This is a genomic window from Halomonas sp. B23F22_10 (genome assembly GCF_043496975.1).
Lineage (GTDB): Bacteria > Pseudomonadota > Gammaproteobacteria > Pseudomonadales > Halomonadaceae > Halomonas > Halomonas smyrnensis.
The window spans coordinates 300615-318020 of sequence record NZ_JBIEKF010000004.1 but is presented as its reverse complement, the minus strand read 5'-3'; the positions used below and the strand labels follow the sequence as shown (position 1 = coordinate 318020).

Below are 17406 nucleotides of genomic sequence, written 5' to 3'. Positions count from 1 at the left end.
ACTCTTCACGGGGCGGGCCTTTCGACAGGCCCGCCATGCCACCGGTCGGTCGACGCCTCAGACAGAGAGCGGGCTCGGCTTGCTGGGGTCAATACCGTACTTCTCGATGGCCTCGCCGACGACCTTGCGATCGATCTCGCCGCGGTCGGCCAGCGCCTTGAGCGCGGCCACGGTGACGAAGTAGCGGTTGACCTCGAAGAAGTGACGCAGCTTCTCGCGGGTATCGGAGCGGCCGAAACCGTCGGTACCGAGCACATGATAGTCGGTCGGCACCCAGGCGCGGACCTGGTCGGCGTACAGCTTCATGTAGTCGGTGGAGACGATGGCCGGACCCTCACGGCCTTCCAGGCAGCGCGTGACGTGCGGCTTGCCCGGCTCGTCGGCCGGATGCAGGAACGCCTGACGGTCGACTTCCAGGGCCTCGCGACGCAGCTCGTTGAAGCTGGTGACGCTCCAGATGTCGGCGCCCACGCCCCACTCCTCGGCGAGCATCTCGGCGGCGGCCTCGACCTCGCGCAGGATGGTGCCGGAGCCCATCAGCTGGACGCGCTTGTCGCCCTGGGTCTCGCGCAGCAGGTACATGCCCTTGATGATGTCGTCGGCAGGGACCTCCTCGAGGGCCGGATGCTCGTAGTTCTCGTTCATCACCGTCAGGTAGTAGAAGCAGTTCTCCTTGTCGGCGAACATGCGCTTCAGGCCGTCCTGCACGATGACCGCGACCTCGTGGGCGTAGGTCGGGTCGTAGCTGCGGCAGTTGGGGATGGTCGAGGCCTGGATCAGGCTGTGACCGTCCTGGTGCTGCAGGCCCTCGCCATTGAGGGTGGTACGACCGGCGGTGCCGCCGACCAGGAAGCCGCGCGCCTGCATGTCGCCGGCGGCCCAGGCCAGGTCACCGATGCGCTGGAAGCCGAACATCGAGTAGTAGATGTAGAACGGCAGCAGCGGCAGCCCGTGGTTGCTGTAGGAGGTGGCGGCGGCGATCCAGGAGGACATGGCGCCGGCCTCGGTGATGCCCTCTTCGAGCACCTGGCCGGCCTTGTCCTCGCGATAGAACATCAGCTGGCCCTTGTCCATGGGCTCGTACTTCTGGCCCTCGGAGGTGTAGATGCCGAGCTGACGGAACATGCCTTCCATGCCGAAGGTACGCGCCTCGTCGGGCACGATCGGCACGACCTGCTTGCCGAAGCCCTTGTGCTTGACCAGGCCGTTCAGGATGCGCACGAAGGCCATGGTGGTGGAGACCTCACGGCCCTTGGAGCCGCCGGTCTGCGACGAGAAGATCTTGTCGTCGAGCCCCGGGATGTCGAGCGCCTCGAAGTCCGGGTTACGCGCCGGCAGGTAGCCGCCCAGGCGTTCGCGCTGGAGATGCATGTACTTCATCTCCGGGCTGTCGTCGCCCGGCTTGTAGTACGGCATCTCGTTCTCGATGGCCTCGTCGGACACCGGGATGCCGAAGCGGTCGCGGAAGCTCTTGAGCACGTCCTGATCGTCGATGGACTTGATCTGGTGCGCTTCCATGTCGGCTTCGCCGCCGGCGGCACCCAGGCCGTAGCCCTTGACGGTGTGCGCCAGGATCACGGTGGGACGACCGCTGTCGTTGTGGAAGGCCTCGTGGTAGGCCGCGTAGACCTTGAACGGGTCGTGGCCGCCGCGGTTGAGCTTCCAGATGTCCTCGTCGGACATGTCCTTGACCATCTCGGCGGTTTCCGGGTACTTGCCGAAGAAGTGCTCCCGGGTATAGGCGCCACCGTTGGCCTTGCAGTTCTGGTACTCACCGTCGACGGTCTCGTCCATCAGCTTCTGCAGGACGCCCTTCTTGTCCTTCTCGAACAGGGTGTCCCAGTGGCGACCCCAGACGACCTTGATGACGTTCCAGCCGGCACCGCGGAACACGCCCTCGAGCTCGTCCATGATGCGGGAGTTGCCGCGTACCGGACCGTCGAGACGCTGCAGGTTGCAGTTGATGACGAAGTTGAGGTTGTCGAGCTTCTCGCGGCTGGCCAGGTGGATCGCGCCCAGGGTCTCCGGCTCGTCGCATTCGCCGTCGCCCAGGAAGGCCCAGACCTTGCGGTCCTGCATCGGCTGCAGGCCACGCTGGTCCAGGTACTTCATGACATGGGCCTGGTAGATGGCCATGATCGGGCCGAGGCCCATGGACACGGTCGGCAGCTGCCAGTAGTCCGGCATCAGCCAGGGGTGCGGATAGGAGGACAGGCCATCGCCGTCGACTTCCTGGCGGAACTTGTCCATCTGCGCCTCGGTGAGGCGCCCTTCCAGGAAGGAGCGCGCGTAGATGCCCGGCGCACTGTGGCCCTGGATGAACACCAGGTCGCCCTTGAAGTCGCCGTTGGCCGCGCGGAAGAAGTGGTTGAAGCCCACGTCATAGAGGGTCGCCGAGGACATGAAGCTGGCCAGGTGGCCGCCGATGCCCTTGTTGGCCTTGTTGGCCCGGGTCACCATCGCTGCCATGTTCCAGCGGATCAGCGAGCGGATTCGACGTTCCATGAAGAGATCGCCGGGCATCGGCGCCTCGCGGTGCACCGGAATGGTGTTGCGGTGCGGCGTCGTGACCGAGAAAGGCACCTGCATGCCGTCATGGCGGTAGCGATCCGCCAGGCGGGTCATCAGATACCGGGCACGTTCCTCGCCCTCGCGATCCAGTACCGATTCCAGGGAATCCAACCATTCCGCGGTTTCGACCGGATCGAGATCTTCTCTTGTCTCAAGACTCATAGACGTCTCTCCGAATGACGTTGGGGGCAACAGCCCCCAGCAAGGGGGTGTGGCGCATGATGACGGTCATGGAAGGATCACCTCCATGCCGGAAGTTTCTGTTGTAGTCGTTTTACAAGTCAGCACGACTAAAGTCGGCGGGTGCGCCGACCATACCGCAAACGCTGGCGGCTGCCAATTGAAGCAGACATGGAAAGCCTTTTCAAAATATTGAAACTTGGCTCCACACACCGTTTCCTGCTGAATCGAGCCAGATCGACGGTGATCTAGGTCTCCTGCCCCGCTTCATCGACACGTTCCTCCGGTTCACCACAGGCTCTGCGAAATGTTTTATTACGAGAAAACGTCCATCGCGGCCAGGCGCTGGCGAAAGAAGGCCCAGTCGAAGGCCGGCCCGGGGTCGGTCTTGCGTAGCGGCGCGACACGGGCATGGCTGGTGATCCGTGAGGCCGACATCGCCGGATAGCTCGCCAGCAGCGCCCGGGTCGCCCTGGCCAGCGCCGCGTACTGGGCGGCCGTGTAGGGCGAGACCTCGTCGCCCTCGAGCTCGATGCCCACCGAGAAGTCGTTCAGCCCCTCGCGCTCGACCTCGCCGTCCCGCCAGCGCGAGCGGCCGGCGTGCCAGGCCCGCTCGTGGAAGGGCACGAACTGCACGCACTCGCCGTCGCGGCGGATCAGCAGATGCGCCGAGACCCGAAGCCCGGCGATCCCGGCGAAGAACGGATGCCGGTCCGGGTCCAGGCGATTGGTGAACAGCCGCTCGATATCATCGCCGCCGAAATCGCCCGGCGGCAGGCTGATGGAATGTAGCACCAGCAGCGAGACCTCGCCCTCCGGTCGCGCGTTGTGATTGGGTGACGGCACCCGGCGGGCCCCGGTCAGCCAGCCCTCGTGAATCGGCATCTTTCCCCCTGACGTCGGTCCTGACCTTTCCCCTATAATGGACGGCCCGAGCTTCCCAGCACAGAGATCACGCCACCATGCACTATCAGGATGCCCTCGCCGAAGAGATCCGCAACAGCGCCGCCCGGCTGCTGGCCGAGGACGTCGGTCCCGGTGACATCACCGCCGAGCTGATCCCCGAGAAGGAATGGGCCCGGGCCCGGGTGATCACCCGCGAGCCGACGGTGCTGTGCGGCGTGGCCTGGGTCGACGAGCTGTTCCGCCGCCTCGACGCACGGGTGGCGCTGCGCTGGCAGGCCGCCGACGGCGACCGCCTCGAGGCCGGCGCGCCGCTGCTCGAGCTGGAGGGGCCGGCGCGCAGCCTGCTCACCGGCGAGCGCGCGGCGCTGAACCTGCTGCAGACGCTGTCCGCCACCGCCACCCGCACCCGGCACTACGTCGACCTGCTGGACGGCACCGGCGTCGGCATCCTCGACACCCGCAAGACCCTGCCCGGCATGCGCCTGGCGCAGAAGTATGCCGTGACCTGCGGCGGCGGCATCAACCACCGCATCGGCCTCCATGATGCCTTCCTGATCAAGGAGAACCACATCTCGGCCTGCGGCGGCATCGCGGCGGCGGTCGAGGCCGCGCGGCGCATCGCCCGCGACCTGCCGGTGGAGGTAGAGGTGGAGACCTTCGAGGAGCTCGACCAGGCGCTGGCCGCCCGGGCCGACATCATCATGCTCGACAATTTCTCGCTCGATGACATGCGCGAGGCGGTGCGCCGCAACGACGGGCGCGCCATCCTCGAGGCCTCGGGCAACGTCGACGAGACGACCCTCAAGGTGATCGCCGAGACCGGCGTCGACCGCATCTCCAGCGGCGCCCTGACCAAGGACGTCAAGGCGATCGACCTGTCGATGCGCTTCCTCGAGCAGGCCTGAGGCTCAGGCGGGCTGCGGCGCCAGCGGCTTCTCCAGACGCCGGCGCGGCAGCCGCTCGCCGCCGCGCTCGACCCACTCCTCGCGCACCCGACGCCAGCCGCTGCGCTCCAGTCCATCGGCCATCACCAGGCTGGCATCGATGCTCAGCCGCTCTGCGCCCCGCTCGCGCACCAGGCGCTCGGCATGGCCCAGCAGGGCGCTGCCGATGCCGCGGCGAGCCAGCGACGGCCAGACGTAGAGCGACTCCACGTGCCCCGCGGCCGCGTCCAGCTCCAGGAAGGCCACACAGCGACCGTCACAGGCCGCCACCAGGGTGGTGTAGAGGGCGTGACGGGCGACCCAGGCGCTGGCCTCGCGGGGCAGCACCGCCGCCCAGGCCTCCCGGGCGGCCAGCGTGTAGTGGCTCATGGCGCCCTGCATGACGGCGTGATGGAAGACCTCGGCCTGATCGGCGCCGTCCTGGGCGCGGGCCTCACGATAGACAAGACGCGGCGCCGTAGCGCGCGGGGTATCGAACTGACCCATGAAGGGCATCCTGCGACGATGAAGACGCCACGAGACTACCGAAGCGATGCCGCCACGCCAATGCCCCCCGACCAGGACGGCGGCGCATCGCGGCGGCGACCAGCGGAAGCGCCCATGAACGACACTCCCGAGACCTTCGCCCTGACGCCCATCGGGCGCATCGAGAGCGACTACCCCGACAAGTTCGGCATCCCCCGCCAGCCGGGGCTGGCCGACGCCGCCCGGGCCAGCCTGGTGCTGACGCCGCCCCACGACGACCCGCTGGCGGTGCGCGGCCTGGAGGCCTTCAGCCACCTGTGGGTGACCTTCGTCTTCCACCTGAGCCCCGAGCGCTGGACGCCGCTGGTGCGCCCGCCGCGCCTGGGCGGCAACGCGAAGGTCGGCGTGTTCGCCAGCCGCAGCACCCACCGCCCCAACCGCCTGGGGCTGTCGCTGGTCGAGCTCGAGGGCATCGACGTCGAGAACGGCGTGCGCCTGCGGCTGCGCGGAGCCGACCTGGTCGACGGCACCCCGGTGCTCGACATCAAGCCCTACCTGCCCTGGGCGGAATCACGCCCCGAGGCCAGGGCCGGCTTCGCCCCCGAGGCGCCGACCGCCCTGCCCGTGCGCCTGACGCCGATGGCCGAGGCGGCGCTGGCCGCGCGTCCCGACGGCGCCTCGCTGCTCGCGCTGATCCAGCAGGTGCTGGCCCAGGACCCGCGCCCCGCCTATCGCAAGGGGGCGGAGGAGCGTATCTACGGCGTGCGGCTGCGCGACGTGGACGTGCGCTTCCGGGCACTGGCCGGTGAGACCGGCGAGACAGCGCTGGAGGTCGTCGAGATCGTGGCGGCGTAAGGCCAGCTGATGCGCTTTGCCGGCGTCAAGGCGTCGCAAGGGCGCTATGAACCCATCCCTGGGCGCTAACTTTTGCCATCCATGGCAAAAACCCCTCGCGCCACCTTGCCCCGGCGCGCATCTCGCCTATGCCGAGTGACGGATGTCAGAAACGACAAAGGGCCCCGCAGGGCCCTTCGTTCGGCATGGCAGTCGTCTTAGCTGAAGTCGACGCCGATCCGCTTGCCCACCTCTTCGTAGGCCTCGATCACGCCGCCCAGCCCCTGGCGGAAGCGGTCCTTGTCCAGCTTCTCGCGGGTCTCGGCGTCCCACAGGCGGCAGCCGTCCGGGGAGAACTCGTCGCCCAGCACGATCTGCCCCTGGAACAGGCCGAACTCGAGCTTGTAGTCCACCAGCAGCAGGTCGCCGGCGGCGAACAGCTGCTTGAGCACCTCATTGACGCGGAAGGTCAGCGCCTTCATCTCGGCCAGCTGCTCCGGGGTCGCCCAGCCGAAGGTCTCGGCCAGCGACTCGTTGATCATCGGGTCATGCAGGGCGTCGTTCTTGAGGAACAGCTCGAAGGTCGGCGGATTGAGCTCGCTGCCCTCTTCCACGCCGAGGCGCTTGACCAGGCCGCCGGCGGCGATGTTGCGCACCACGCACTCGACCGGAAGCATGTCCATGTTCTTGACCACGCACTCGTTGTCGCCGAGCAGGCCCTCGAAGTGCGTCGGGATGCCCGCTTCCTCGAGCTTGCCCATGATGAAGGCATTGAAGCGGTTGTTGACCTTGCCCTTGCGCTCCAGCGACTCCATGCGCTCGCCGTCGAAGGCGCTGGTGTCGTCGCGGAAGTGCAGGATCAGGCGATCCGGGTCATCGGTGGCGAAGACGGACTTGGCCTTGCCGGCATAGAGTTCTTGACGCTTTTCCATGGGAGCCTCCACAGGCAACAGTCAGATGGAATTCTGGAATCTCAGGTGATCGCCTGCCAGTCCAGCCCCTGATCCTGGGCCGCCACCGTCAGGCGCGATTCGTCGCCGTCGAGCAGTGGCACCAGGGCCTCCAGGGCCAGCTCGGGGCGATTGTTGTGTTCGGAAAGGTGCGAGCAGACGATGCGCTGCAGGCCGTCCAGCCCCAGCCGCTGCAGCAGCCAGGCGGACTGGGCGTTGGCCAGGTGCCCCCACTGGCCGCCGACCCGGCGCTTGAGGCTCGGCGGATAGGGGCCAACCTCCAGCAGGTGGACGTCGTGGTTGCACTCCAGCACCAGGGCGTCGCAGCCGCGGAAGGCCTCGACCACGTGCTCGCTGGGATGGCCCAGGTCGGTGAGCAGGCCGAGCCGTCGGCCGGCGGCGCTCAGGCGGAACTGCACCGGCTCGCGGGCATCGTGAGGCACCGTGACCGGGTCGATCTCGATACCCTTCACGGCGAAGCGCGCCTGGGGCGTGATCCAGTGCCGGTGCGGCACCTCGCCGAGCTTGCCCGACAGCCAGGTCCCGGGCGTGAGGTAGACCGGCACCTTGTGTCGCCGCGCCAGCGGGCCGACCCCGCGGATGTGGTCGCCGTGCTCGTGGGTGACCAGCACGGCGTCGAGCTGGCGAGGATGGAGGTCGAAGCGCGCCAGACGGCGTTCGGTCTCCTTGAGACCGAAGCCGCAGTCGATCAGCAACCGCGTCTCGCCGTCGCTGACCAGGGTGGCATTGCCCTTGCTGCCGCTGCCGAGCGAAGCGAAGTGCAGCCGCCGCGTCGCGACCTCCGTCATCAGCCCAGCAGGCCGGCCAGCCGCTCGAGCAGCTCGCGACGATCCTCGTCGGAGAGCTCGCGGTCATCGGCGGAATCGGCCTTGAGCACGGTGCTCTCGGGGCCCGAGGCCTCGAGCGACAGGCGAATGCGCCGGGGGCCCGCCCCGCCGAAGCTGGTCAGGGTGTCCCAGATGCCCGCGCTGCGGGCGCTGAGCGTCAGGTAATCGACCAGGAAGGTGCCGGCCTCGGCGTCCTGCTCGAGCAGCTCGCGACGCTCATCCACCGCGAAGTCCGCCTCGAGCTGATAGCTCAGTTCGGCCCAGGTGCGGTCCGCCGCGTAGGGCACCTCGAGGTGCCACTCGCCGCCGGACTGGGTCAGCAGCGGGCTGGCCTGATCCTCGGGACGCTGGACCGCCAGCGAGGACGCGCTGGCGGTGGCACCGCGCTCCTCGAAATGCCGCTGCAGGGCGCGCAGGCAGCGCTGCTGGGTCGCCCCGCCCTGCTCGCAGCGCAGCTCGCTGGCCCCCTGCTGCAGGCCGGGGCGAACGCTGAGGCTCGCCTGATCGGTGACCAGCAGGCCGCGATTGGCATCGCGCTGGACCACCGTCAGGCCACGCTCGGCGACGAAGTCCTCGAGCTCCGACCACACGACGCTGGGCGCCGCACCGATCACCAGCCAGCGCTGACCGGCGGCCTCGCGCAGCGCCACGCCGCCGGCCTGCACGCCACCGCCGGCGCCCAGGGCGCGGGGTGGCGGCACGCGGAAGTCCTCGCCCTGGGAGACGAAGGTGCCCTGCGCCTCGGGAACCGGCATCGCATCGCCGTAGCGACGGGTATCGCGGCCGTCGGGCAGTACCAGCGGCGCGCTCGGCTCGGCCTCGACGTAGTCGGCGGCACGGTCGTCGTAGTAGCCGTCGCGGGCACAGCCGGCCAGGGCCAGCGCCGCCACCAGCGGCATCCATTTCAGCGCAGAGCTCATGCGTCCACCTTGCTCAAGTTGTCCAGGTCGCGGCGTATCGCGCCGCGTCAGTCGTCACTCTCGGTTCGTCGACCTCAGTCGTCGATCACGCCGGCCAGCTGCAGGGCCTCGCTGACGGTGGAGTGGTACTTCTCGGAGAGCCAGGTCAGCGGCAGGCGGATGCCCGCTTCCGCCAGGCCCATGCGATTCAGTGCCCACTTGACGGGAATCGGATTGGCCTCGATGCCGAGATTGGTGTGCAGCGGCATCAGGCGGGTGTTGATCTGGTGCGCCTTCTCGGAGTCGCCGGCCACCGCCGCGGCGCACAGGTCGTGCATGGCGCGCGGGGCGACGTTGGCGGTCACCGAGATGTCACCGTGGCCGCCCATCAGCATGAAGTCACAGGCGGTGCCGTCGTCGCCGGAGTAGAGCATGAAGTCGCTGCCCTTGAGGCGCGCGATCAGGTCCTCGGCGCGCTCCAGGTTGCCGGTGGCATCCTTGAGGCCGACGATGTTGTCCACTTCGGCCAGGCGCAGCACGGTCTCGTTGTAGAGATCGGAGCAGGTGCGACCCGGCACGTTATAGAGGATCACCGGCAGGTTGCTGCCTTCGGCGACGGCCTTGAAGTGCTGGTAGAGGCCTTCCTGGGTCGGCTTGTTGTAGTAGGGGCACACGGACAGGCAGTAGTCCGCCCCCACCTCGCTGGCATAGCGCGCCAGCTCGACCGCCTCGGAGGTGGCGTTGGCGCCGGTGCCGGCGATGACCGGCACCCGGCCGCCGACTTCTTCCACCACCGTGCGGATCACGTCGAAGTGCTCGGCGAACGACATGGTGGTCGGCTCGCCGGTGGTGCCCGCCGCGACGATGGCGTCGGTGCCATTGTCCAGATGGAAGTGGACCAGGGCCCGCAGGGCTTCCCAGTCGATATCGCCGTTGACCTTCATCGGTGTCGCCAGCGCGACGATGCTACCCGTGATCATCCTCGTCTTGTCCTCTCGCAGCCTGCCGGCGACCGCAGGGCTCGGTCGCCATGAAAAACCCGCCCTCGCCCGTGGGCGCGATGCCAGGGGCCAAATGGTACTCAGGGCTCGAGAGCCTGTACAGCGGCGACTTTACAGTCGCCGGCGGGTTGCGTGTAATCATGACGTTCATTCCCCGATTGGAGACCCGTCATGAGCGTCAGCCTCGGCCAGCCGGTGCCCGACTTCACCGCCACCGCCACCGGCGATACCACCCTGAGCCTCTCGGAGCTGCGCGGCCGCCAGGTGGTGATCTACTTCTACCCCAAGGCCAGCACCCCGGGCTGCACCACCGAGGGCGGCGACTTCCGCGACCACAAGGACGCCTTCGACGCCGCCAACACCGTGATCGTCGGCGTCTCCCGCGACGGCATCCGCGCCCAGGAGAACTTCAAGGCCAAGCAGGACTTCAACTTCACGCTGCTGTCCGACAAGGACGAGGCGGTGTGCCGGCTGTTCGACGTGATCAAGCTCAAGAAGCTCTACGGCAAGGAGCATCTCGGGATCGAGCGCAGCACCTTCCTGATCGACGCCGAGGGCACGCTGGCCCGGGAGTGGCGCAAGGTGAAGGTCAAGGGCCACGTGGACGAGGTGCTACAGGCCGCCCAGGCCCTTCACGCCGGCGAACCGATGCCCGGCGCGTAAACCGCGGCGAGCGCGCCGGCCCGGCCGGGCCGGCGCGATGGTGTCGTCAGGCCTCGTCGGCGCCGTCCGGGGCGCGGTGGGCGGCCTCTTCCTGGCGATGCTGCTGGATGCCCCGCGGCCAGGCATAGACCAGCGCCTTGAGCAGGGTCGCCAGCGGGATGGCGAAGAAGATGCCCCAGAAGCCCCAGATGCCGCCGAAGAACAGCACCGCCAGGATGATCGACACCGGATGCAGGTTGACCGCCTCGGAGAACAGCACCGGCACCAGCACGTTGCCGTCCAGCGCCTGGATCACCCCGTAGGCGACCAGCACGTAGAGGAACTGGTCGCCGACGCCGAAGTGAAAGCCGGCCACCGCCGCCACCGGCACCGTCGCCACGGCGGCGCCGATGTAGGGCACCAGCACCGAGAGCCCCACCAGCACGCCGAGCAGCGCCGAATAGGGCAGCCCGAAGAAGGCGAAGGTGAAGAAGGACACGGTGCCGACGATCACGATCTCGGTGACCTTGCCACGCACGTAGTTGGCGATCTGGGCGTCCATTTCCTGCCACACCCGGGTCATCAGCCCGCGGCGGCGCGGCAACAGCGAGACCGTGAAGCCCACCAGCAGGTCTCGATCCTTGAGCATGAAGAACACCAGGATCGGCACCAGCACCAGGTAGACGATCAGCCCCACCACGTTGCCCAGCGAGGCCAGCGACAGCGACAGCGCCCGCTGGCCGAGCTGCGTCACCTCGCGACCGGCCATGCCCACCCAGTCCTGGATCTGGGCCGGCGTCACCAGATCGGGATAGCGCGCCTGGAGATCGGCCAGCAGCTGCTGGCCGCTGGCGAACATGCGCGGCGCCTCCTGCAGCAGATTGACCAGCTGGGTCCAGATCAGCGGCAGCAGTACCAGCGCCATGGCCAGCACCACGCCGACGAAGGCCAGGTAGACCAGCATCACCGCCAGGAAGTGCGGCACCCGTCGCCGGGTCAGGGCATTCACCCCGCCCTGCAGCAGAAAGGCGATGACCAGCGCGGTGAGGAAGGGGGCCAGCATCTGGCCCAGCCAGATCACCACCGCGAAGCCCAGCACCAGGACCACCAGCAGGATCACCGCCTCTTCGTCGGAGAGATAGTGATCGACCCAGCCGCGAAGCAGCGAACGCAGCGTCATGAGCCGACCTCCCCACCCTTGCGGATCCAGTAGTGATAGACCTCGCCCCGCTCCTCGCGGGCCGGCATCTCGTGGGCACTCTGGGCGATGAAGGTCTCGAAGTCGCGCCAGGAACCGGCATCGGTGGCCATCACTTCCAGCACCTGGTCGGGGGCCAGGCGCGACAGCGCCTGCTTGGCCTTGAGCAGAGGCAACGGACAGGAAAGCCCTCTGGCATCGAGGACGTCGTCGGGTTGCACAGCCATGTCGTCTCCCGCGAGAATGCCTGAAGCCGTCGCGCTCATCGTCGCGAACGGCATGAATGCCTGCGATTTAAAGGCACTTTCCCCGCTGAATCAATGTCGGAGGGAACAGCCCCGCGCGCCCGAGCGTGCGCCCGACGACCGAGGATGGCCATGCTGCGTCGCCCCCTGCCCCGCCTGACCGCGTTCGCCCTGAGCCTGGCACTGAGCGCCCCGGCCGCCGGCCAGACGCTGTCGCTCGAGCTGCCGGACCGGGCCACCACCCCCTCGACCCTCGACGAATCGCCGACCTTCGAGCTGCCGAGCCTGACCCAACGCGACACTCAGGCGGTCAGCGGCGAGGAAACGCGGCTCGGCCGCGCCTGGCTGCGCCAGTTCCGCGCCCACGCCCCGCTGTGGCAGGATCCGCTCGCCGAGCACTACCTGGCCTCGCTGGTGGCACGCCTGCTGCCCTACAGCCGGGTCGGCGGCGTCGACCCGGTCATCACCCTGGTGGCCAGCGAGCGGCTCAACGCCTTCGCCGTGCCCGGCGGGGTGATCGGCGTCAATGCCGGGCTGTTCGCCTTCGCCCAGGGCGAGGGGCCGCTGGCCTCGGTGCTGGCCCACGAGCTCGGCCATCTCTCGCAGAACCACTACGCCCGCGGCCAGCGGCGCGCCGAGCAGACCCGCCTGCCGGCCATGGCCGCCATGCTCGCCGGCATGCTGCTCGCCGCCGGCGGCGGCGGTGACGCCGGCATCGCCGCCGCCATGGGTTCCCAGGCCGCCCTGTTCCAGGACCAGCTCGCCTACTCGCGACGCTTCGAACGCGAGGCCGACCGCCTGGGCCTGCAGACGCTGGCCAACGCGGGCTACGATCCGCAGGCCATGGTGGAGATGTTCCGCTCCATGCAGCAAATGGCCGCCCTGCAGGGCGGCCATCCGCCGGAATTCCTGCTCACGCACCCGGTCTCCGAGTCACGCATCAGCGACGCACAGGCGCGGGTCGCCCAGCTGCCGGCCGGGGACAACCGCCGCGATGACACCGAATACCAGATGGTCCGCGCCCGGGCCCTGCTCGCCATCCACGACCAGGCGCCTCGACAGGCGCTGACGCGGCTGCAGCGTGACGACGCGCCACGCGCGGCCCGGCGCTACGTCACGGCGCTGATCGACGCCCAGGAAGGCAGGACCGACGCGGCACTCTCCACCCTAGAGGCCCTGGCCGCGCAGCTGCCGGACCTGGCACTGCTGCCGGCCACGGCCGCCCAGGTCGCCCTCGACGCGGGCCGGATCGACGATGCCATCCGCCGCAGCCGCCACCAGCTGCGGCTGATGCCCGGCTACGCGCCGGCAAGCCTGCTGCTGGGCGAGGCGCTGCTGCAGCGCGACCCCGGCGAGGCCTATCGCGTGCTGCGCGAACTGGCCGCCCGCCAGCCGGAGAATCCCCAGGTCTTCACCCTGCTGGCCGAGGCCGCCGGACGCAGCGGCCACCGCGCCTGGGGGCATCTCGCCCGGGCCGAGCAGCTGCAGCTGACCGGCCGCATCGACCGCGGCATCGAACAGCTGGAGGTCGCGAGCGACATCGCCAAGAACGAGGGCGACCCGAATACCCTGGCGCGCATCGAGCAGCGCCGCGAGGCCTTCGTCCGCTACCGGGAGACGATGGAGACGTTTCGCTAGGCCGGGGCCTGGCGATGCCTCCATCGATGAGGCGGAAGGTCTTACGGGGAAGGCCACCGTCGAACCGGCGGCCAAGGGTTCATGCCCTGTCAGGCCGGTGCGTGCCGAGCCTGGCCGCCGAGCAGGGCCTTGAGCATGGAGACGCACATCAGCAGCATCAATGCCGAAAAGGGCAACGACGCGATCAGCATGGCCTTCTGGATCGCCGACAGGCCACCCGCCAGGAGCAAGGAGCCGACCACCAGCGTCATCAGCACGCCCCAGATCACCCGATGGCGCGGTGCCGGCTCGCTGTCTCCTCCCGCCATGATGGTGTTGAGCACCAGCACACCGGAATCGGCAGACGTCACCAGGTAGGTGATGATCAGCAGCACGGACATGATCACGATCGCGGTTTCGAGCCCCCAAAGGTTCAGGAAGTCGATGGTGACGAACAGCACCGAGGCGATATTGTTGTTGACGGCTTCGATCACTTGCCCGCCGGCCACCCCGGAGACCTCGAGCTGCAGGCTGGTCCCGCCCAGGAAGAGGATCCAGACGAAGCACATCAGGCTCGGCACCACGACGCAGCCCAGCACGAATTCACGCAGGGTCCTGCCTCGCGAAATGCGCGCCAGGAACAGGCCGACGAACGGCGCGAAGGCGATGAACCAGGCTCGCTGGAGGATGGTCCAGTCCACCTGCCATTGGCCGAGATCGGATGACACCGGCCATATCTCGACGCTCATCTCGGGGAGCGCTGCCAGATAGTCGAACAGGCTCTCCCCCATCAGGTGGAAGGCGAAGCCGGTGGCACCGAACGCCACGAACACCGCCAGCAAGACCATGGAGAGCGCCATGTTGAACTGACTGAGCCAGTTGACACCCCGCTTGACGCCGGTGACCGCCGACAGCGTCGACAGGCTCATCACCACCAGCAGGGTGATCATCAAGGGGAGGGCTCCCGGGGCCCCGTCCGGGCCGACCAGGCTGTCGATGCCGGTCACGAATTCGACCCCGGACACCAGCTGGCTCACGCCGGCCCCCATGGTCGTGGCGATGCCCAGCGTGGTGGCCACGACGGCAATGATGTCGATCAGGTGCCCCAGCACACCATTGAGGCGATCGCCGAACAGCGGCGACAGCGTCGAGCGAATCGTCAACGGCAGCCCCATGCGGTAGGCGAAGAAGGCCATGGCGAGCCCGGCCGTGGTGTAGATCGCCCAACCATGCAGCCCCCAATGGAGGAAGGTATAGCGAATGGAGCTCAATACGGCTTCGGCACTCTGCGGGGCAATGCCCTCCTCGATCAGCGCCGGATTCTGCTGGAAATGCGACAGCGGCTCGCCGATGGAGTAGAACAAGAGCCCGATGCCCATGCCGGCCCCGAACATCATCGAAAACCAGGCAAAGCGAGAAAATTCAGGGCGATCTTCCGGTGCCCCCAGGCGAATGCTTCCCCAAGGCCCGAAGCCTACGATCAGGCAGAACAAGAGCATCAGCCCGACGGCATAGATATAGTAGGCATTGAAAGACGACAGCATCGCCGCATTGATGGAGCCAAGGACGCCGACGGCCTGGTCGGGAAATGCCACGGCGAAAACGACCAGGGCGGCAACCACGAGCTTGCTGATCAGGGTCACCGGCAGATTCAATCCACGATAGATGCCCTCGGGGCATCTATCGATGATGATAGTGGGTTTCATGCAAAGAACCTCGTTATGTCATGGGCAGGATTAGCGCGAAGAATAAGCAGCCTCCTCTCAGGCCAAACGAGTGGCCTTATTCGCCAAGCAACGCTTCTTCGAAGGGGAATTGCGTCAAAAGCTCGATACCCGAGTTTGTCACGACGACCTGCTCTTCGAGCTTGACGCCTTCGTGACCGCCTTCGGCACCGATGTAACTCTCGACACAAAGGACCATCCCGGGCTCGATGACACCGTCATAGCCGGCATCTTGATAGTCGTGATGGTGATACAGATAGGGGAACTCCCCCGTCATGCCGCAGCCGTGGGCCGACAGGTAATAGCGGTTGGCATGATACTTGGCGGGAATGTTCCAGGCTTTCTCGGAGTATTCACGGAACGTCATGCCGGGCTCGAGGATGCCGAGGTTGTGGTGTACCTGCTCATGGGCCAGCCGATACAGCTCGCGCTGCGCCGCACTGGGACGGTCCGGGCCGACGTGGAAGGTGCGGGAGAAATCGGAATAGTAGCCGTGACACCCCACCACGTCGGTATCCAGAGCGACCAGCTCGTTGGCTGCCAGCCGCTTGGTCGCCGTCTCCTGGAACCAGGGGTTTGTGCGCGCCCCGGAATTCAGCAGCCGTGTCTCGCAATAGTCACCGTTTTCCTCGATCACCGACTGATGCAGCACCGACCACAGGGCGTTTTCGGTGATCCCCGGACGGATGGCATCACGCAGCTTGTGCACCGCCCGCTCCGTGGCGCGAAGCGAGGCGACCACACACTTGAGCTCTTCCGACGACTTGATGGCGCGGGCCCGCTCCAGGGGTTGCTGGGCATCGACCACCTCGACGCCCTGCCGCGACATGGCGATGGCCGTTCCGGCATTCATGCGCTCCATGCCCACCCGCGGCGAAGCTCCCACCAGGCGGCGAATCTCACCGGCCATCATCGTCGCCCACCGCACCTCACGAGACGCGATGTCGTCACCCGCGGCGACGAAGCTCGCGGTCATCGCCGGGCGCACCTCATCGATGGTCTCCAGGCCGGCGGCCAGATGCTCGCAGCCGGTGAATTCGAAGAGGATGGAACGATCCTGGGTCAACAGCAGGTACCGAGCCGGCGTATTGCGCGCCGAAAACACCTGCATGTTGCGTGCACCGGTGGCGTAGCGGATATTGACGGGATCGGACACGATCAAGGCATCGACCCGATGCCGAGCCATCTGCTCACGCACACGCTGGAGGCGATACAGGCGCACTTCCTTCAGCTTGATGCCCTGACTTTCCGGGGCGGCGTCCAGCAGTTCCAGAGGCTCGAGGCCCTGCCGTTCGGCATGCCAATCGATGTCTGCCATGGGAATATCTCTCGTCGAGGAAGGGGGAATTCGAACGAGAAAGAGTCTAGGAACCTCCCCTGATCCTGTATATGCCGTCCTTTTTCACCCTTTTTGACAACCTGAGGTTATGAAGAGCTTTCGACACCGCCTCCCTCCGCTGAACGGCCTCCTGATCTTCGAAGCCGCCGCCCGGCATCTGAACTTCACCCTGGCGGCCCAGGAACTGCACGTCACCCAGGCCGCCGTCAGCAAGCAGATCAAGGAGCTGGAGCACCACCTCGGCGTGTCGCTGTTCGTGCGCAACGGCCGTCGGGTCGCCCTCACCGGTGACGGCCACTACCTGCAGACCAAGGTCGGGGCCTCCCTGCAGTTCCTCTGCGAGGCCGTCGAGGCGGTCAGCGCCGCCACGCCGCCTCGGGGCATCGTGCTGTCGGCCAACACGGCCATGTCTCAGCTGTGGCTGGGGCCCGCGATGCGCCGCTTCGACCGGGCACACGACGACCCGGGCGGCAACATCCGGCTGCTCACCTCGGACATCACCTCGGAGCTGCTCGGCGACGAGGTCGACCTGGCCGTGCTGTATGACGTGCGGGAGCATGACGGTTGGCAGCTGACGCCGCTGTTCGCCGAGGAGCTCTTCCCGGTGGCCTCCCCGGGCTATCTGGACCTCCACGGCCGCAGGCTCGATAGCGTGTCGGCGCTGCGCGATCATGCCTTGCTGGACTTCGATCGCATCGAACCGAACTGGGTGGACTGGCGACGCTGGCTGGAGGGGCTGGGGGCCGACACCGACTGGTTGACGCCTAGTGCGCATTACAGCCACTACGCCGCACTGATCGAGGCCGCCGAACAGGGACAGGGCGTCGCGCTGGGCACCCGTCATCAGATCGATGCCCGGCTCGGGGAGGGGCGCCTCGAGCGCCTCGGTGAGATCGGCCTGCGCACGGGACGCCACTACTGGCTGGGGCTCAACCTGAACCACGCGCCGACCCAGCCGGTGGCCAGGCTGCACGACTGGCTGCTGGACACCCGCGAGTGACGCCTCCCCCTCAAACGCGAAGAGCCCGCGACACGGTCGCGGG

The 17406-nt window shown here is 67.5% G+C and carries 16 protein-coding genes; 5 read left to right on the top strand and 11 right to left on the bottom strand.

Going from position 1 to position 17406, the window contains the following annotated elements:
• Positions 1-57: 57 nt before the first annotated feature.
• Positions 58-2733 (bottom strand): pyruvate dehydrogenase (acetyl-transferring), homodimeric type, encoded by a 2676-nt coding sequence (gene aceE / locus ACGTNF_RS11230; protein WP_026068268.1) that lies wholly within the window; start codon positions 2731-2733, stop codon positions 58-60.
• A 333-nt stretch (positions 2734-3066) separates the two neighbouring features.
• On the bottom strand, positions 3067-3636 hold the full coding sequence (gene ampD / locus ACGTNF_RS11225; protein WP_394601807.1) for a 1,6-anhydro-N-acetylmuramyl-L-alanine amidase AmpD: 570 nt from the start codon (positions 3634-3636) through the stop codon (positions 3067-3069).
• A gap of 77 nt (positions 3637-3713) precedes the next feature.
• Here ampD and nadC point away from each other — a divergent pair, with 77 nt between their 5' ends.
• Complete coding sequence (nadC, locus tag ACGTNF_RS11220; RefSeq protein ID WP_394601806.1) at positions 3714-4562, top strand: carboxylating nicotinate-nucleotide diphosphorylase; 849 nt, start codon at positions 3714-3716, stop codon at positions 4560-4562.
• 3 nt (positions 4563-4565) lie between these two features.
• Here nadC and ACGTNF_RS11215 read toward each other — a convergent pair whose 3' ends face one another.
• Positions 4566-5087: a GNAT family N-acetyltransferase gene (locus ACGTNF_RS11215; protein ID WP_394601804.1), complete on the bottom strand. Its 522-nt coding sequence runs from the start codon at positions 5085-5087 to the stop codon at positions 4566-4568.
• A 114-nt stretch (positions 5088-5201) separates the two neighbouring features.
• Between ACGTNF_RS11215 and tsaA the strand changes: the two genes are divergently transcribed.
• A complete protein-coding gene (tsaA, locus tag ACGTNF_RS11210; RefSeq protein WP_394601802.1) occupies positions 5202-5921 on the top strand; it encodes a tRNA (N6-threonylcarbamoyladenosine(37)-N6)-methyltransferase TrmO in 720 nt (239 codons plus the stop codon).
• 197 nt (positions 5922-6118) lie between these two features.
• Here the strand turns inward: tsaA and purC are convergent, their stop codons facing one another.
• The 4 genes from purC to dapA form a co-directional block, all read right to left on the bottom strand.
• Positions 6119-6832, bottom strand: coding sequence for a phosphoribosylaminoimidazolesuccinocarboxamide synthase (purC, locus tag ACGTNF_RS11205; protein WP_152479647.1), 714 nt, complete (start codon positions 6830-6832; stop codon positions 6119-6121).
• Between the two features lie 41 nt (positions 6833-6873).
• On the bottom strand, positions 6874-7659 hold the full coding sequence (locus ACGTNF_RS11200) for an MBL fold metallo-hydrolase (RefSeq protein WP_016853618.1): 786 nt from the start codon (positions 7657-7659) through the stop codon (positions 6874-6876).
• Positions 7659-8618: an outer membrane protein assembly factor BamC gene (locus ACGTNF_RS11195; RefSeq protein WP_394601799.1), complete on the bottom strand. Its 960-nt coding sequence runs from the start codon at positions 8616-8618 to the stop codon at positions 7659-7661. The genes ACGTNF_RS11200 and ACGTNF_RS11195 overlap by 1 nt, the downstream gene beginning before the upstream one ends.
• A 74-nt stretch (positions 8619-8692) precedes the next feature.
• Complete coding sequence (gene dapA / locus ACGTNF_RS11190; RefSeq protein WP_016853616.1) at positions 8693-9577, bottom strand: 4-hydroxy-tetrahydrodipicolinate synthase; 885 nt, start codon at positions 9575-9577, stop codon at positions 8693-8695.
• 192 nt (positions 9578-9769) lie between these two features.
• Between dapA and ACGTNF_RS11185 the strand changes: the two genes are divergently transcribed.
• On the top strand, positions 9770-10261 hold the full coding sequence (locus ACGTNF_RS11185) for a peroxiredoxin (protein WP_016853615.1): 492 nt from the start codon (positions 9770-9772) through the stop codon (positions 10259-10261).
• Between the two features lie 46 nt (positions 10262-10307).
• On the opposite strand, the gene ACGTNF_RS11180 is transcribed toward ACGTNF_RS11185, so the two are convergent.
• Positions 10308-11420, bottom strand: coding sequence for an AI-2E family transporter (locus tag ACGTNF_RS11180; protein WP_016853614.1), 1113 nt, complete (start codon positions 11418-11420; stop codon positions 10308-10310).
• Positions 11417-11665: a sulfurtransferase TusA family protein gene (locus tag ACGTNF_RS11175; protein ID WP_394601797.1), complete on the bottom strand. Its 249-nt coding sequence runs from the start codon at positions 11663-11665 to the stop codon at positions 11417-11419. Before ACGTNF_RS11175 ends, ACGTNF_RS11180 begins: the two co-directional genes overlap by 4 nt.
• Positions 11666-11809: 144 nt before the next feature.
• Between ACGTNF_RS11175 and ACGTNF_RS11170 the strand changes: the two genes are divergently transcribed.
• Positions 11810-13321 (top strand): M48 family metalloprotease, encoded by a 1512-nt coding sequence (locus tag ACGTNF_RS11170; protein WP_394601796.1) that lies wholly within the window; start codon positions 11810-11812, stop codon positions 13319-13321.
• A gap of 89 nt (positions 13322-13410) precedes the next feature.
• Here the strand turns inward: ACGTNF_RS11170 and ACGTNF_RS11165 are convergent, their stop codons facing one another.
• Together ACGTNF_RS11165 and ACGTNF_RS11160 are read right to left on the bottom strand one after the other, a co-directional pair.
• Positions 13411-15006: a BCCT family transporter gene (locus ACGTNF_RS11165; protein WP_394601794.1), complete on the bottom strand. Its 1596-nt coding sequence runs from the start codon at positions 15004-15006 to the stop codon at positions 13411-13413.
• Positions 15007-15082: 76 nt separating this feature from the next.
• Positions 15083-16342 carry a M24 family metallopeptidase gene (locus tag ACGTNF_RS11160; RefSeq protein ID WP_394601793.1) on the bottom strand — a complete coding sequence of 420 codons (1260 nt, stop codon included), beginning with the start codon at positions 16340-16342 and terminating at the stop codon, positions 15083-15085.
• Positions 16343-16451: 109 nt separating this feature from the next.
• On the opposite strand from ACGTNF_RS11160, the gene ACGTNF_RS11155 reads away from it, so the two are divergent.
• Positions 16452-17363, top strand: coding sequence for a LysR substrate-binding domain-containing protein (locus ACGTNF_RS11155; RefSeq protein WP_152479651.1), 912 nt, complete (start codon positions 16452-16454; stop codon positions 17361-17363).
• The last annotated feature ends 43 nt before the right edge of the window (positions 17364-17406 follow it).

Bases quoted from the DNA above. Each gene is read 5' to 3' on its own strand.
- aceE (WP_026068268.1), bottom strand. From the start codon at position 2,733: ATGAGTCTTGAGACAAGAGAAGATCTCGATCCGGTCGAAACCGCGGAA.
- ampD (WP_394601807.1), bottom strand. From the start codon at position 3,636: ATGCCGATTCACGAGGGCTGGCTGACCGGGGCCCGCCGGGTGCCGTCA.
- nadC (WP_394601806.1), top strand. From the start codon at position 3,714: ATGCACTATCAGGATGCCCTCGCCGAAGAGATCCGCAACAGCGCCGCC.
- ACGTNF_RS11215 (WP_394601804.1), bottom strand. From the start codon at position 5,087: ATGGGTCAGTTCGATACCCCGCGCGCTACGGCGCCGCGTCTTGTCTAT.
- tsaA (WP_394601802.1), top strand. From the start codon at position 5,202: ATGAACGACACTCCCGAGACCTTCGCCCTGACGCCCATCGGGCGCATC.
- purC (WP_152479647.1), bottom strand. From the start codon at position 6,832: ATGGAAAAGCGTCAAGAACTCTATGCCGGCAAGGCCAAGTCCGTCTTC.
- ACGTNF_RS11200 (WP_016853618.1), bottom strand. From the start codon at position 7,659: ATGACGGAGGTCGCGACGCGGCGGCTGCACTTCGCTTCGCTCGGCAGC.
- ACGTNF_RS11195 (WP_394601799.1), bottom strand. From the start codon at position 8,618: ATGAGCTCTGCGCTGAAATGGATGCCGCTGGTGGCGGCGCTGGCCCTG.
- dapA (WP_016853616.1), bottom strand. From the start codon at position 9,577: ATGATCACGGGTAGCATCGTCGCGCTGGCGACACCGATGAAGGTCAAC.
- ACGTNF_RS11185 (WP_016853615.1), top strand. From the start codon at position 9,770: ATGAGCGTCAGCCTCGGCCAGCCGGTGCCCGACTTCACCGCCACCGCC.
- ACGTNF_RS11180 (WP_016853614.1), bottom strand. From the start codon at position 11,420: ATGACGCTGCGTTCGCTGCTTCGCGGCTGGGTCGATCACTATCTCTCC.
- ACGTNF_RS11175 (WP_394601797.1), bottom strand. From the start codon at position 11,665: ATGGCTGTGCAACCCGACGACGTCCTCGATGCCAGAGGGCTTTCCTGT.
- ACGTNF_RS11170 (WP_394601796.1), top strand. From the start codon at position 11,810: ATGGCCATGCTGCGTCGCCCCCTGCCCCGCCTGACCGCGTTCGCCCTG.
- ACGTNF_RS11165 (WP_394601794.1), bottom strand. From the start codon at position 15,006: ATGAAACCCACTATCATCATCGATAGATGCCCCGAGGGCATCTATCGT.
- ACGTNF_RS11160 (WP_394601793.1), bottom strand. From the start codon at position 16,342: ATGGCAGACATCGATTGGCATGCCGAACGGCAGGGCCTCGAGCCTCTG.
- ACGTNF_RS11155 (WP_152479651.1), top strand. From the start codon at position 16,452: ATGAAGAGCTTTCGACACCGCCTCCCTCCGCTGAACGGCCTCCTGATC.